Here is a 14845-nt window from a genome sequence, read left to right as displayed (position 1 = left end):
ATCTTTCTGTTCATAACGGATAGGGCAAATATGAGAATATCTCTTATTGCGCAATGAACAATAAAAAAAGGTCAAAGACCTTTATTTTTCAGGATGTTCACAGAGTTCAGTTAACACACTGCAAGTTGATTTTGGGTGAAGGAATGCTATATTCAAACCTTCTGCACCACCACGAGGAGCTTTGTCTATCAATTGTACGCCTTTGCTTTCGGCTTCGGCCAATGATGCGGCAACGCTGTCTACTGCAAATGCAATGTGGTGTATACCTTCTCCTTTTTTCTCGATGAATTTAGCGATAGTACTATCAGGGCTGGTTGGCTCAAGAAGTTCAATTTTAGTTTGTCCTACTTTGAAGAACGCAGTTTTCACTTTTTGATCTTCTACCACTTCAATGTTATAACATTTCAAGCCTAAAACGCCTTCGTAATATGGAAGACTGTCTTCGATGCTTTTTACAGCAATGCCAAGATGTTCGATGTGCGAAATATTCATGTTTCTCTATAAAAAAGTTAGTAAATTTTTATTGTTTACAAAATTACTAATTTAATTATAATGAGAAAGAATTATTTAAGATAAAAAGAGGTTCTGTTTATCTGTGATAGGTTTTGTCGATGTTGTAAGTGCAGGGAGGTGACAAAAAGTAAAAATCTAAGTAGAACGATAATTCCATAGTTTATGCTTGTGTTGCACATGTGGTATTACTCTGATAGATAATAAGAAGCAGATATAATACCCGTATGAAAATTATAACGGTATTATATCTGCTTCTTATTTAATGCTTTATATGTGTTTCTTTTAGTACGGGTTTATACCGCTTATTGCAGCCTTTTTTATAGCCCACGATAGAGCATTTAATTCTAAAGCCGAATTATATACGTATTTGCTTGGCGCACCACTTGGTTGCGGATAGTTTCCATAAAATTTACTGGAAGGAATTCCACTGATATAACAAGAGGGATAGTCATTCTGATATCCAGTAGAGGTTCCGATGGTAGCTACGCAATCTCCAAAGTATACAAAATTTTTACTGTCGTTATACCATACTATTGAATATTCCGGATTTACCGATGGTTTTCCATAAGGATTATATGCAGAGCAAATTTGTACTGAATTGGAAGGTAGTGATGTTAAGATAATAGAATTGTTACTGTCATTATCTTCTCCCCAGTCTTTTCCGGCTATATTGCCAAAAGGTCCATTGATTATCGGATCATCGGGCAGGTTATTAATAGGGTAGGGGTTGTCGTATATGGGATTTCCTGCAATTTGATTCTGAGCTGTTTCTATTCCAAATACACCATTTAATAGAATATTGACGGCTGAGGCTGTATTATCAGAAGACCCATAAATGACACATCCTCCTTTGTTTATGTAATCAACAAGAGCATTGGTTACGGCAAGATTGGGAGATGCTCCGTATGCGAAATAAAGAACGACATCGGGGAAACTCCCATCAGAATATCCGTTTGTTAACCACGATGCCGCAGTTGTAACATTTGTTGTGGACCAAAGTTGGGTAAAGCTTTTTATTTTGACTTTACCATTTGGGCTAAAACTTCCATTACTAGAATTTAGAGCCGCAGTTCTTTCCGGAGAATCAGTAGACCAAGAGTATCTTCCATTTCCTATGACAGCAAATTTCATAGAAGGCAGTATTATTGGTATTGTCGTTGTACACTGACTATTACCTTCTGTGGTATTGGTTGTAATTGTGATTTCAAAATTTTCATTAACAGTTGGAGTACCTGTCCCCATTAGTTTTACCGATTTAGTTCCTTTACCGTCAAAAGCTCCTTCGGCTGAGAATTGTATTCCGTTTACGGAGTTTGATGTAATACTGTAAGTACCCGGATTAGAAACATTCACATTGACTGATATATAGTGAGTTGAGTTTAATTGTTCGTTTTTATAATAGTCTCCAGATACGACAATGCTCGAACAGTTAATTGTATAAGTTGCAGTGGGAGCTTTTACTATAATTTCGGGTTGACAGTTATTTAGGAGCGTTATTCCCGTTAGGTTAACATGATCGGTTTGTGCTTGATTTGGCATTCCTTGAGCGGGTACATAGATAGTTAGTGCTCCTGTCTCAAGAACAGTTCCCGATGTCGTAAAGAAGTAGCCGTTACCTGTTGTTCCGTTAATTGTATAATTTCCTGTTTTCTTTACATTAACCCTGATAACCAGGTAATTTGAAGCATCTACGCTTTTGTCCTGGATATAAATCCCCTTTACCGTAATATCATTACAATCAACAGGATCGAATTGGGCGTTTCCCAATTTTCCACAAAGACTTTTCCATTCTTTATCTTCTTTAGAGTAGTAATTGTAACAATCTTCATCGATATTATAAATAAATAATCCGTTAGCAATACTCTTATCTGTGACATCAATCTGATCTCTTAGTTTTTGAGTAATACGGGGAACCATTATACCTTTGGGTATCGTATCTGTTCCGTTTACAATGTTCTGAACATCTAATTCAGAAAGCCGATTTGGCGATTCTGTATTGATGCCTACTTGAGAATAAAGATTCTGAGTAAAGAAGACAAGGCAGCATAATACTGTAAATAATGATAATTTTTTCAGTTTAGTTTTCTTCATTGTTGTTAAAATTCTGTTGTTCGTAAAATAATATATCTTTTATTTTGATTGATTGAGTATTTATCAATTGATGCTTTATCCCTGGTCTCTTCCGAGTAATTAAAAAAAACAAAGTGTTTTATTGACACAAAAATAACGTAAAAATACGATTGTAGCAAAGTATAATATTTCTTTTTGAGTGTATGTGTGAAAAGGCAGTAAAGTGCAGAGAGTGCACTTTGCTGCCCAAAGTTGGTCTGAATGAGATGAACTGTCAGGTTCAGAGATTAAACAACAACAATGACAACAAAATATCTCTGTCTGACATGATATGCCGAGCCAACTTATTTTGAAATTGGTATATAGTTTTTTGTAATTAAGTGATAATGAAATGAGTATATGGATCTTCCCGATTCTCCATAACAAGAAGGAAACAGGCTGATCTCGTAAGGGAGATTTATAATTTGCCCGTATTTGTGAGCACTGGTGAAGAATAGATACGACAAAACCCGAAGCATAAAAAAATACCCCGTTATTTTGACTCAATAGAAAATTTTGATTATTTGTTACGCCAGATGCGTCTCTCTCTCTCTCTCTCTCTCTCTCTCTCTAATATTTCACACAATACAGCCAAATCCGAATTGTTAAAAATCCGACAAGTATTGAAGTTTTTATATGTGAAATATTTACCCATATAATGATGATTAGTGTGACAAATATAAACAATGTTTTTTTAATGCCAAAACTGCAATATTACGATTAGATTTACTTTGCTAAATATACGAATGTTAAATAACTAGTTTGTGTGAACGAAATATGTTATATAATGTTTAAATTATAGATGATCGAAAGTTTTTAAATGAAAGGCTTTCAATCAAAAAGAGCTGAGGCTCTGACCTTAAATTGATTTTTAAACTTATAGAATTATGGAAGGCAAGAAAAGACGTAAAGTTATGACCGTTTTAGGTCTGTGTTTGGTTGTTTTCTCTCTGTTTTTCTTTGTACAGATTGGTGCACAAAGAGAAGCTGCAGGAATGGAAAGAGGTAATCTTTTCATGCTTTATGGCATGGGGACTGCTATTGCTGGCATGGTGCTTTGTTTACTGGGATTCCTTAGAGGGCACAGCCATTCTGAATGAATCGAAATTCTCGTTTTTAAGGGTAATAAATCTAAGAAATTATTCGTGAGTCGGTGGTTGAATGATTTCTTAGATTTATTTTATAATTTAAGTTATAGAAGGCTCCTGTTGTTATACTTGTCGAAGTAATAAATAGGTCTGCGACCTTAGTATATTTCGAACAGGTATCCGATATTAACTCCGTAACTGTAACTTCCTCCACGTTTTCCGCTCCAGGGTTTAATGACTCCATATTGGAAACTACTGCCCAGATACAAACTGCCAACCATTACACTAAAACCAACCTGAGGGCCAAAGTTGAAACGCTTGTGTGAATCGAAGATATCAGGTTTGATTCTTCCTTCAGCAGAGTCTGTCCAGTAACTGCCGGAAAAAGCATAACGGGCAAATCCTCCAAAGTCGAAACCTACACTCACATCTTCGTCTCCACCTCTAATAGAAAACATCAAGGGTGTTTCTACTGAATAAGTTGATGCCGAATACGAAGGTTTATATTTGTCTGCTGATTTTGATCCGTCCAAAGAAAGTAAAATAGCAGGTTGGAAATACAATTTATCAGAAACGGGAGTGCTTAGCATACCCCCAACTTTGAAACCGAAGCGACTGGCAGCGTCAGCTGTTGATAGCGATGTTATTTGCCCAGAGCCTCGTAATCCTAAACGTGTTTGAGCCGAAGCCAAGTTGTATCCCAATAATATAACGAATAATAATAGTACCGATTTTTTCATGTATAAAAGTTTTTTACAAAAATAGTTTCTTTTTCAAGAAACCCAAAACAATAGGCTATTAACAACGAAAGAGACTCTAAGCAGAGTCTCTTTCGTTTATATAATCTGATTGTAAATCAGATTGATAATACTTTTAATGTATTGATCAGATCTTCATTTACAGGCTTGTTTTTCTTAATTGCCTTTGAGAATGGCACATATACGATTTTATCATTCTGTATACCGATCATAACATTTCGCTGATCGTCAAGAAGCGCATCTATAGCAGCAGCTCCCATACGGCTAGCAAGGATACGGTCGGCGGCAGTAGGAGATCCTCCTCGTTGAACGTGTCCCAGAATAGTTACACGCACATCGTATTGGGGATATTCTTTCTTTACACGTTCTGCCATAGCCATAGCTCCTCCGGTGATATCACCTTCAGTAACAAGCACCAGGCTACTGTTTTTGCTCTTTCTGAAACCGTTGGAGATAAGCTCGCCCAACTGGTCAGATTCGAATACTCGTTCGGGAATAATAGCTGCTTCTGCTCCTGTAGCCAAAGCTCCGTTTAATGCTAAGTAGCCGCATTCGCGTCCCATTACTTCGATAAAGAATAAGCGTTCGTGCGAACTTGCTGTATCTCTGATTTTATCGACAGCTTCCATGATAGTATTCAATGCAGTATCGTATCCGATAGTCATATCTGTACCATTCAGGTCATTGTCTATTGTTCCGGGAAGGCCTACAATGGGTATATTGTGCTCTTGCGCCATTATGCGGGCTCCGGTTAACGAACCGTCTCCTCCGATTACGACCAAGGCGTCAATTCCTTCGCGCTGCATAGCTTCGAAAGCTACCTGACGTCCTTCGGGAGTCATGAATTCTTTGCAACGTGCTGTTTTCAGGATAGTTCCACCCTGTTGGATAATATTACTGACGCTATTGGTTTTGAAAGGGATAATTTCATCAAAAATCAAACCTCTGTAACCTCTCATAATGCCTTTTACCTCGATATTGTTATAAATAGCAGCACGGGTTACGGCGCGAATAGCTGCGTTCATTCCAGGAGCATCGCCTCCAGAGGACAGAACGCCAATACACTTAATGTTTGCCATGATTAATTCAACTTATTTTGTTATACAGATTTCACCTTCAGAGACGAAATTTCGGCGACTTTCTTTTCTACCTCCTCCATTTGCCATTTCGGGGTTGATGTTGCACCGCATACTCCTATTGAAAGACCCTCCTTAATTACATCAGGATCGATTTCGTCGGGTGAAGATACAAAATAAGAGTTAGAATTGTACTTTTTACATTCTGAAAAAAGCACTTTTCCGTTTGAACTTTTTTTACCGGCTACGAAAAGAATTAGATCGTGTTTAGTTGCAAAATCCTTTATGTTAGGAATTCTGTTCGAAACCTGTCTGCAAATGGTATCGAAATACTCGAATTGAGCGTCGGGGCTGATTCGGGCTGATATTATGTCAATAACTTCTCTGAAGCCGTCAAGAGGCTTTGTCGTTTGCGAAAACAGGCAGATATTCTTTGTGAAATCTAGTTTTTCGAGATCTGCTTTATTTTCAATAACAATGGCGTTAGAATCCGTCTGACCCATAAGTCCGTTTACCTCGGCATGTCCGATTTCTCCGTAAATAACGATCTGTGTATCATTTTCCACTTCGTTATTATGTTTGTCTTTGATGCGTCGTTGCAAGCGTAATACTACAGGGCACGATGCATCTATAATCTCTATGTTATTGCGTTTCGCAGTTTCGTATGTGCTGGGCGGTTCGCCGTGTGCACGAAGCAATACCTTTACATTCTTTAATTGACCGAATTCTTCATGATTTATAGTCCGAAGCCCTAGTCTGGCAAGTCTTTCTACCTCTAGATTATTGTGAACAATATCTCCCAGGCAATATAAGACTCCACCTTTAGCCAATTCTTCTTCCGCTTTTTTAATGGCGTTTACCACTCCAAAGCAAAACCCTGATTTTGAATCTATTTCAACTGTGTTCATTGTGAAGTTAAATAATTGAATTTATCGAGCAGCCATTGCATTTGCTGCTCTTTTGTAAGCTGCGAATTGTCAAGAACCAAAGCGTCTTCGGCTTGTCTCAGAGGGCTTTCGTCTCTGTTTTGGTCTATATAGTCGCGTTGCTTTATATTTTCTAATACCTCTTCGAATGTTGTGTCGAAATCGTTTTTAGACCGTAGTTCATCCAGACGCCTTTGGGCTCTGATCTGAGGATCGGCTGTTACGAATATTTTCAACTCGGCATCCCGAAACACCACTGTGCCGATATCTCTGCCATCCATTACAATTCCTTTTTCAGCACCCATTTGTTGTTGTAAATGTACCATCTCTTTGCGGACAAAACCAACAGCACTGACCAAGCTAACTTTGCTCGCAACTTCCATTGTCCTGATTTCCTTTTCGACATTTACGCCGTTCAGATATACTTCGGGTAAAGAAGTTGTTTCGTTCAGTCTGAAATATATTTTTATATTCCGGATAGCTTCTTCAAGTTTCACAAGATCAAGATCATCTCCTTTAAATAAATTATTTTGTATGCAGTATAAAGTAACGGCTCTGTACATAGCTCCGCTGTCTATGTAAATGTATCCGATTTTACGGGCCAGATCTTTGGCCATTGTACTTTTACCACACGAAGAGAATCCGTCAATTGCAATTGTAATCTTTTTCATTCGAGTTATATTTACAACAATAGTGTATATAAAATGTTCGTTAATTCAGGTCTCTGACCTTTTGTATTGCTTAATTATAATAAGATGTTGCTTGTTTTTTGTGATTTAGCTATCTGTAAGCTGATGTATAGTGCTTGATCTATGAGTGATAAATATTTGTTATAATCAGCATGATAAATGATACTAAAACTTAGAGATATCCATACCTAAACTGAAATGGAATGAGGTTGCCGAAGGATGGTATTTAGCCAGAGAAAACCCGACACTGAATTTTTGTATTTTGATTCCGGCTCCGGCATTTAATCCTCCGAATTTGTTTCCTTCCTGTAATTTCAGGTCATAATGGACTTTGGGATTGAATCCGATACCTATCCAGAAATTTTGAGACGGGATAATGTCTATTCCGAATATTGCGTGCTTGAATAACGTTTTGGTAAAATTATCGCCACTGCTGTCTATTCCGTTGGCTTCATCGACTCTCGAGAATTTCCATTGTGTGAGATATACTCCTGTAATCGAAAATCGTATCGGAGCATTTCTCAATTGTTTGCTGATGCCTATATTTATGTCCCAGGGCAGGCTTACCCGTTTGTCGTTGTATGATGATAACTGGCTACCTATATTTTTTAAAACCAGACCGGCTGAAAACTCACGGTCTTCGTTGTAATAGCTTAATCCGACATCAAAGCCTATGGCTGTAGATGAATAATCTGCGTAAGATGATGATATAAACTTACCTGTTACCCCTCCTCGCAGCCTGTTGGTCAGCATATGGCTGTATATTCCGTTTACCACAATGTCTTTAGCTCCGAAACTTCCGAGCTCTTCATTGTTCTCATTTGTTTCTTTAAAATTACCATAATCGATATAGTTGACTCCGACTGCAAAAGAATTTGCATCCCGTATGGATTTTCCAAAGATGGCACTTCCGACTTTTACATCTGCAATGTACGACATGAAGTTGACGTTGGCATTCATATCCATTTCTTTACCCAATGCCGCCGGATTCTGAAAAACAAGTGAGATGTCGTTTTCTATAGCCGATACATTGGTTCCGCCCAAAGCATCAGACCTGACTGAGTTCGGTAAGTCCAGAAAACGGAATACTTTTTCCCCATCCTGAGCATTTACACCAGATACAGAGGCTATACATATGAAAGCTGTTATATACGTCTTTATTCTTTTCATGAATGTATTCTAAACAGAATGTACTGTTTAGTATTAGCCTTGCAAAGATAATATAATCTGGAACTTTATCAGAACTTTACTTCTATTTCGGCTGTAGTATTGCCGGCTTTCCACTTTGGACCATCTTTCAAGAGGCGGATAGCTTCCTGATCAAGTGATGGACAAAGACTTTTCTTTACAGTTATATTTTGGGGATGTCCACTGGTGTTAACCGAAAGTTGCAAGATTACTTTACCTGTTATCTTTTCGCATGAAGAATCAGACGGACGGACTAAATTCCGTTCGATATATTTTTGATACTCTTGCATTCCACCTATAGGTTCAGGTGTAATTTTAGAAACTTTATTTTTAGAAAAACTCTTATCATATACAGATGAAACAGAGCCTGTCATGCTGCTCTTTTTTTGAGAAGCATAGCCTGTTACTACAACTTCGCTAAGAGTTTGGTTGTCTTCTTGCATAGCCACTACTTTTGTGTTTTTCGGATCGGGTATCTCTAATTTCTCGTATCCTATGAAATTTGCAATCAGAGGTGCGGTTTCCGAATCAATGTTTAGCTTGTAGTTGCCATTTAGATCTGTAAAAGTTTTATTGTTTGTTCCTTTTTGCTCAACAGTTGCTCCGATGATAGGTTCGTTGTTATTATCTACAATTTTACCTTCGAGGGTCACTATTTTCTTAGGTGCAGGTGTATTCGGCTTAGTTGCTACCGACCGAGTTGTCATTACGCCATTTGCACTCTGAGACAGGAATATTTTGGTATTACCGATATTTTCATCCGGATCTTTAGATTCATTTGAATCGGAAATTGCAGGTTCCGATATTTTTTCGGATGCCTCATACTGTTCGGCAAGTATTGGCATATCAGCTGATAAAACCTCTTCTAATTCAGAGCGAGTTATAGTTTCTCTTTTAGGAGTCAGTTCTCTGGTTTCTCTTTGGTGCAGTTGAGCATAACTGTCGGGCAGATATACTCGTAGAGGTTCTACCGGAGCTATAATTTCGTGCAGATTACTGATATTGGCAACCGATGTGGCTATGACCTCTTTTTTCGGGTTTTCTTCCTGAATGGCCGTTAATTCTAATCGTTTTTGTTCTACGTAGTCTTCCGGAACATACAGGTCTATATATCCGCCGCCCGACTCATGAGCTGTAAGCATAGACGACTGATGATTCATCAGAATGAAGTATCCGCTGGCAACAACTATTAAACCTACAGCTGCTACAGCGACTTTCCATGCTCCATGCGGTTTTTTTCGAGCAGAACGTGCAGTTATTGCAGATCGCATACGAGCAATACGTTCGGCATGATTTCCGGGAATGGAATCATATCCTTCTATTGCATCAGCCAAAAAAGGATCCTCCATCGCATCTTTTTCGATACGGTGGGCTTCTTTTCCTTTTCTGTTGCCATGTATGTAATTAAGAAACTTCATTGTTTAATCTGCTTTCGATACATATTTTTAAATTCCGCTTACCATTCTGGATATAACTTTTTACATTTTTCATATCATATCCGGTCACTTCCACTATGTCGGCATACGACATATCTTCATAGAAGAATTTGGTTACCGATATACGTTGAGGTTCCGATAACTTAGCCATACAATAGTTCAGAGCCTCTTCTTGCTCGTTATCAACCTCTTCACCTAATAGAGTCATAACACTCTCGGATTCCATAAGGTTCGAGTCGAAATCTACTGTAATTTCACGTTTATTTTCTTTTAACTGATGAAAACAGTGGTTTTTAGCTACACTGTATATCCATGTTTTGAACACTTTTATTTCGTATCCGCATATTTTAGGTAGAAGATTTTCGAATATTTCCATAACAGCATCCTGAGACTTATCTTCATCTTGCAGGTATTTCAGACAAAGACCATATATCAGAGGAATATACCTGTTGTAGAGCTTACCGAAAAGTTCGGTATCACCTGTTTCTCTATACTGACTCAAGAGTTCTTCGTCTGTATATTCGGTTGTTTTCTCTTTATTTAATTTGAAAAATCTCAATATACGGTTTATTCTGTTTTTTTGTTAGCTCAACAAAGCTACATGATTTTACAAAAGATTGCAATACTTATAAAAAATTATCTTCTGTTTATGGAATTTCGATATATATATTCTCTATGCAAATAGAAACAATCAAATAACGAGTAATAAATAAAAAAATTGAAGCAACATGAGAACAAAAATCAACATTCTAATCATTATTATGCTGATGTGTGTATCGGCAGTTTCCGCACAAAATGTACGGATAAGCGGTGAAGTGAAGGATCCGGCAGGTGATCCTATTATAGGGGTATCTGTTGTAGTGAAGGGTACAACAACCGGAACGGTAACCGATATTGACGGTAAATACACTATAGATGTTCCACAGAAAGGAACTCTTGTTTTTGCTTTTATAGGATTTAATACTAAAGAAGTGAAAATAGGTTCGAAAACTGTAATTGATGTAGTATTGGAAGAATCGGCAGCTTTGTTAGAAGAATGTGTAGTTGTAGGATATAGTGTTCAGGAACGACGTTCCGTAACAGGATCGATAGCTAATGTTTCAACGAAGAAGGATAAAAATAAGAATATTAGAGAGACTCCGCCTTCTCCTCCAATGAGTTCACCGTCTCCATCGGTAGCGTATAATATGGGGAGTAAAGTGTCGGGGGTAGAGGTAAAACAGGCAGATAGAGCTTATGTCACTCCTGTTACTTATGGTAGCGAAGAATACGGATCATATAAAGAGAATCGGTTTATTTCTCCTTTGTCGGAAGCATTATCTACTTTTTCGATAGATGTTGATACAGAATCATATACTAATTTCCGCCGTTTTATAAATCAAGGACAGAAACCTTCGAAAGATGCGATACGTATCGAGGAGTTTATCAATTATTTCAAATATAACTACGATGAACCAACCAAGGCTGATCCGGTTAAAGTGACTACCGAAGTAGGAGAGTGTCCGTGGGATTCCCAGAATCGGCTGGTACGTATCGGTGTGAAGGCAAAAGAGATCGCAAAAGAAGACTTACCTTCCAGTAATCTGGTTTTTCTTATTGATGTATCAGGTTCAATGTCGGGAGCAACTCGTCTCGAATTGGTGAAGTCATCTATGAAAATGTTGGTAAATACACTAAGGGATAATGATCGTGTGGCGATAGTTGTATACGCCAGTGAGGTAGGTGAAAAGCTGGCTTCGACTCCGGGGAGTGATAAACAGACTATAAAGAACGCAATTGATGCCTTGAGTGCTTATGGCTCAACAAACGGAGCCGGAGGTATCCAGAAAGCATATGAAATAGCAGAGAAGAATTTTATAAAAGGTGGCAATAACCGCATTATCCTTTGTTCAGATGGCGATTTTAATGTCGGAGCATCAAGCCCTCAGGCTTTAGAGGAAATGATCGAACAGAAGCGTCAATCGGGAGTATTTCTTTCGGTATTGGGCTATGGCATGGGCAACTATAAGAGTAACCGCATGCAGGTATTAGCCGAAAAGGGTAATGGTAATGCCTTTTATATTGATAATATTCAGGAAGCCAACCGTGTATTGGTTCAGGAGTTTAGCGGTACATTGTATACAATAGCTAAAGATGTAAAACTTCAGCTTGAATTTAATCCAGCTAAGATACAGGCCTATCGATTGGTAGGGTATGAAAGCCGTTTACTCGCGAAAGAAGATTTTAATGATGATACCAAAGATGCTGGTGAAATGGGGGTCGGACATACTGTTACCGCTTTGTATGAAATTATTCCTGTTGGAGTTAAATCTAATATGTATGGAAAAGTGGATGATTTGAAATATCAGGCTCCGGCTAAACCGATATCAAATATGGGTTTGACTGATTCCCCCGAATTATTGACCGTAAAGCTGAGGTATAAGCAGCCCGATGGTGATAAAAGTGTAAAAATGGAGCTGCCGGTTGTTGATAATAGAAAAAATGAAGTATCTTCGGACATGCGTTTTGCTTCGGCTGTAGCAATGTTCGGACAACTACTGAAAGGTTCGGATTTTAAGGGTAGTGCTACTTATCAGAAGGCGATTGATCTGGCTCGTTCGGGCATCAGTAATGATAAGGACGGATACAAAGCCGAATTTGTACGTCTTGCAGAGGCCGTTAAAAACATGAATTGAGATTGAATTAGACCTTAACTCCTTAAAAGTAGAAAATAATGAAAGCTAAACTTGGTATATTTTTATTAGTATTGTGTGTTATCTCTTTCTTCTTATACGATCATAAAGGAGCAAAGAAGGATGGGAATACCGAAAAATTAATGAAAGGAGTGGTGCTGAGTGCTGTTGATAACAAGCCTGTATCGAATGTGCATATTGGTATTGCCGGCAATAATCCGGTGACCATTACCAATAGTGCCGGAGAATATATGATATTAGCTAAGCCGACAAACGAACTTATTTTCAAACGAGACGGTTATCGTTCGGTAACTTTGGTTGCCTCGGATGCTCAAACCGTAAAGATGGAGATTGTAGATTCTACTTTTATAAATAAAACAAAAGACGGATTCTCTGAAAAAGAATGACTCTTTTTTATCCTAAAAGAAACGTGCCGATTTTATTAAAAATCGGCACGTTTCTTTTATTGCAATCATTAAAGAACTATCTTAATATTAGTCAAACATTTTTCTGAAATGACTGAATATTTTTTCTTTAACAGACGGTGATGGCTGGAAATTCGGTGAGTTTTCAAGTCCGCTGAGAGTTTGTTTCTCAGTATCGCTCAATTTTTCAGGGATATATACGCTGATGTTGATCAAAAGATCACCTGTTCCATAACGGTGTACACTTGGTAATCCTTTGTTTTTCAGACGTAATACCTTACCCGGTTGGGTTCCCGGTTCTATTTTTACTTTTGCCTTGCCGTCTATCGTTGGTACTTCTACGCTGCCGCCTATCGCTGCAGTGGTAACACTCAACAGTAGATTGTAAACAACATCGTTGTCATCCCTGAATAATTCGGGATGCGGTTCTTCTTCTACCAATATAAGCAAGTCTCCATTGACACCTCCATGTCGTGGAGCATTTCCTTTTCCGCTCATCGAAAGCTGCATTCCTTCGGCAACTCCGGCAGGAATATTTAAAGTAATCACTTCTTCGTCGCGGATAATACCTTCACCCGAGCAATGAGGACATTTTTTAGTTATTGTTTTTCCTTCGCCGTTACAAGCCGAACATGTTGTTTGTGTTTGCATTCGCCCCAGCATCGTATCTACAACCCGTGTTTGTGTACCAGATCCGTTACATGTTGAACAGGTTGTGTATGCAGTTCCGTTTTCGGCTCCTGTTCCTTTGCAGTGTTGGCAGGATATGTATTTCTTTACCTTGATTTTTTTCTCTACGCCGGTCGCAATTTCTTTCAGAGATAATTTAACTTTTACACGAAGATCTGAGCCTCGGTTGACACGACGTCCACCACCGCCGCCGAAACCACCGAATCCTCCAAAACCACCACCAAAGATGTCTCCGAATTGAGAGAAAATATCATCCATCGAAAATCCTCCGCCCGAATGACCTCCGAATCCTCCGGGAGCATCGTGTCCGTAACGGTCGTATTTAGCTTTCTTTTGCTCATCACTCAATACTTCATAAGCCTCGGCAGCTTCTTTGAATTTCTCTTCAGCAGTCGGGTCTCCCGGATTTTTATCGGGGTGATATTGAATTGCTTTTTTCTTATACGCTTTTTTTATCTCTTCTACGGTGGCTGATCTTGTTATTTCCAGTACCTCGTAATAGTCTCTTTTGCTGGCCATTGTTTTATCTTTCTTTCTTATTTCGCTACGATTACTTTAGCAAACCGTATCACTTTGTCATTAAGGCTGTATCCTTTTTGGATACAATCTACTACTTTATCTTTTTGATCTTCGCTTTGGGCAGGAATTGTAGTGATAGCTTCGTGGCGTTCAGTATCAAAAGGTTCACCTATAGCATCTATTTCCTTTACTCCGTTTTGAGCAAGATACGATTTGAATTTATTGTAGATAAGTTCAACACCTTCTCTTATATCTTCAGGTATATTCGGTAATGCTCTTTCGAAGTCGTCCACAATAGGTAGTACTCCTACGATTGCTTTTTCATTGCCGCTTTTCAGTAAATCGGCTTTTTCTTTCATCGTACGTTTACGGTAGTTGTCGAATTCGGCATGCAGGCGTAAGTAAGAATCGTTCAGATCATTGAATTTCAGTTCAAGATCATCCGCCATATTGGCACTATCGTTATTTGCAGATGAATCTTCGTTGAGATCGTCTGTCAGATTATCCGTATTTATTGTTTCTTCTTTCGATTGAAAATCTTTTTCCAGATCTTTTTCTTCCATGTTTAATATATTTTTAGCTGTTTGTAATATAGGTGATTAACTCAAGATATAGTACAAATAGTCGCTGTTATTCAATATTATTTGTTATACATGCTACAAATTCTTTGCCAAACTTAAGATCCTGTCTGATTTTTACCGAATATTTTCATTAAAGGTTTTTCAAATTAATTCTTTGCTGTTTTTTTATGATTCT

The 14845-nt window shown here is 38.2% G+C and carries 14 protein-coding genes; 3 read left to right on the top strand and 11 right to left on the bottom strand.

The window, feature by feature from the left end:
• Positions 1-81: 81 nt before the first annotated feature.
• A complete protein-coding gene (gene mce, locus K322_RS0115285; protein WP_026627657.1) occupies positions 82-492 on the bottom strand; it encodes a methylmalonyl-CoA epimerase in 411 nt (136 codons plus the stop codon).
• 303 nt (positions 493-795) lie between these two features.
• The gene (locus tag K322_RS19705; protein ID WP_051290850.1) at positions 796-2604 is read right to left on the bottom strand and encodes a hypothetical protein; all 1809 of its coding nucleotides are present in this window, start codon (positions 2602-2604) and stop codon (positions 796-798) included.
• A 905-nt stretch (positions 2605-3509) separates the two neighbouring features.
• Between K322_RS19705 and K322_RS0115275 the strand changes: the two genes are divergently transcribed.
• Entirely contained in the window at positions 3510-3722 is a 213-nt protein-coding gene (locus K322_RS0115275; RefSeq protein WP_026627656.1) for a hypothetical protein, read from the top strand.
• Between the two features lie 146 nt (positions 3723-3868).
• Here K322_RS0115275 and K322_RS0115270 read toward each other — a convergent pair whose 3' ends face one another.
• From K322_RS0115270 to K322_RS0115240, 7 genes are all read right to left on the bottom strand, one after another.
• On the bottom strand, positions 3869-4450 hold the full coding sequence (locus K322_RS0115270) for an outer membrane beta-barrel protein (RefSeq protein ID WP_026627655.1): 582 nt from the start codon (positions 4448-4450) through the stop codon (positions 3869-3871).
• 116 nt (positions 4451-4566) lie between these two features.
• Positions 4567-5547 carry a 6-phosphofructokinase gene (gene pfkA, locus K322_RS0115265; RefSeq protein WP_026627654.1) on the bottom strand — a complete coding sequence of 327 codons (981 nt, stop codon included), beginning with the start codon at positions 5545-5547 and terminating at the stop codon, positions 4567-4569.
• 20 nt (positions 5548-5567) lie between these two features.
• Positions 5568-6452: a 4-hydroxy-3-methylbut-2-enyl diphosphate reductase gene (locus K322_RS0115260; protein WP_026627653.1), complete on the bottom strand. Its 885-nt coding sequence runs from the start codon at positions 6450-6452 to the stop codon at positions 5568-5570.
• A complete protein-coding gene (gene cmk / locus K322_RS0115255; RefSeq protein WP_026627652.1) occupies positions 6449-7141 on the bottom strand; it encodes a (d)CMP kinase in 693 nt (230 codons plus the stop codon). Before cmk ends, K322_RS0115260 begins: the two co-directional genes overlap by 4 nt.
• 183 nt (positions 7142-7324) lie before the next feature.
• Positions 7325-8329: a type IX secretion system protein PorQ gene (porQ, locus tag K322_RS0115250; protein WP_051290849.1), complete on the bottom strand. Its 1005-nt coding sequence runs from the start codon at positions 8327-8329 to the stop codon at positions 7325-7327.
• A 68-nt stretch (positions 8330-8397) separates the two neighbouring features.
• On the bottom strand, positions 8398-9765 hold the full coding sequence (locus K322_RS0115245) for an energy transducer TonB (protein ID WP_026627650.1): 1368 nt from the start codon (positions 9763-9765) through the stop codon (positions 8398-8400).
• Positions 9752-10342, bottom strand: a complete 591-nt coding sequence (locus tag K322_RS0115240; RefSeq protein WP_026627649.1) for an RNA polymerase sigma factor — start codon at positions 10340-10342, stop codon at positions 9752-9754. The genes K322_RS0115245 and K322_RS0115240 overlap by 14 nt, the downstream gene beginning before the upstream one ends.
• A gap of 208 nt (positions 10343-10550) precedes the next feature.
• Between K322_RS0115240 and K322_RS0115235 the strand changes: the two genes are divergently transcribed.
• A complete protein-coding gene (locus tag K322_RS0115235) occupies positions 10551-12458 on the top strand; it encodes a vWA domain-containing protein (protein WP_407716365.1) in 1908 nt (635 codons plus the stop codon).
• Between the two features lie 38 nt (positions 12459-12496).
• Positions 12497-12862 (top strand): peptidase associated/transthyretin-like domain-containing protein, encoded by a 366-nt coding sequence (locus K322_RS0115230; RefSeq protein WP_026627647.1) that lies wholly within the window; start codon positions 12497-12499, stop codon positions 12860-12862.
• Positions 12863-12949: 87 nt separating this feature from the next.
• Here K322_RS0115230 and dnaJ read toward each other — a convergent pair whose 3' ends face one another.
• Positions 12950-14089: a molecular chaperone DnaJ gene (dnaJ, locus tag K322_RS0115225; protein ID WP_026627646.1), complete on the bottom strand. Its 1140-nt coding sequence runs from the start codon at positions 14087-14089 to the stop codon at positions 12950-12952.
• A gap of 17 nt (positions 14090-14106) precedes the next feature.
• Positions 14107-14652 (bottom strand): nucleotide exchange factor GrpE, encoded by a 546-nt coding sequence (locus K322_RS0115220; RefSeq protein ID WP_026627645.1) that lies wholly within the window; start codon positions 14650-14652, stop codon positions 14107-14109.
• Positions 14653-14845 lie beyond the last annotated feature (193 nt).

Source organism: Indolivaga capnocytophagoides DSM 22835 (assembly GCF_000426485.1).
Lineage (GTDB): Bacteria > Bacteroidota > Bacteroidia > Bacteroidales > Dysgonomonadaceae > Dysgonomonas_A > Dysgonomonas_A capnocytophagoides.
This window is presented reverse-complemented; position numbering and strand designations above follow the sequence as displayed.

What these genes read in the sequence shown, in the direction of transcription:
- mce (WP_026627657.1), bottom strand. Translation starts at nt 492, where the DNA reads ATGAATATTTCGCACATCGAACATCTTGGCATTGCTGTAAAAAGCATC.
- K322_RS19705 (WP_051290850.1), bottom strand. Translation starts at nt 2,604, where the DNA reads ATGAAGAAAACTAAACTGAAAAAATTATCATTATTTACAGTATTATGC.
- K322_RS0115275 (WP_026627656.1), top strand. Translation starts at nt 3,510, where the DNA reads ATGGAAGGCAAGAAAAGACGTAAAGTTATGACCGTTTTAGGTCTGTGT.
- K322_RS0115270 (WP_026627655.1), bottom strand. Translation starts at nt 4,450, where the DNA reads ATGAAAAAATCGGTACTATTATTATTCGTTATATTATTGGGATACAAC.
- pfkA (WP_026627654.1), bottom strand. Translation starts at nt 5,547, where the DNA reads ATGGCAAACATTAAGTGTATTGGCGTTCTGTCCTCTGGAGGCGATGCT.
- K322_RS0115260 (WP_026627653.1), bottom strand. Translation starts at nt 6,452, where the DNA reads ATGAACACAGTTGAAATAGATTCAAAATCAGGGTTTTGCTTTGGAGTG.
- cmk (WP_026627652.1), bottom strand. Translation starts at nt 7,141, where the DNA reads ATGAAAAAGATTACAATTGCAATTGACGGATTCTCTTCGTGTGGTAAA.
- porQ (WP_051290849.1), bottom strand. Translation starts at nt 8,329, where the DNA reads ATGAAAAGAATAAAGACGTATATAACAGCTTTCATATGTATAGCCTCT.
- K322_RS0115245 (WP_026627650.1), bottom strand. Translation starts at nt 9,765, where the DNA reads ATGAAGTTTCTTAATTACATACATGGCAACAGAAAAGGAAAAGAAGCC.
- K322_RS0115235 (WP_407716365.1), top strand. Translation starts at nt 10,551, where the DNA reads ATGTGTGTATCGGCAGTTTCCGCACAAAATGTACGGATAAGCGGTGAA.
- K322_RS0115230 (WP_026627647.1), top strand. Translation starts at nt 12,497, where the DNA reads ATGAAAGCTAAACTTGGTATATTTTTATTAGTATTGTGTGTTATCTCT.
- dnaJ (WP_026627646.1), bottom strand. Translation starts at nt 14,089, where the DNA reads ATGGCCAGCAAAAGAGACTATTACGAGGTACTGGAAATAACAAGATCA.
- K322_RS0115220 (WP_026627645.1), bottom strand. Translation starts at nt 14,652, where the DNA reads ATGGAAGAAAAAGATCTGGAAAAAGATTTTCAATCGAAAGAAGAAACA.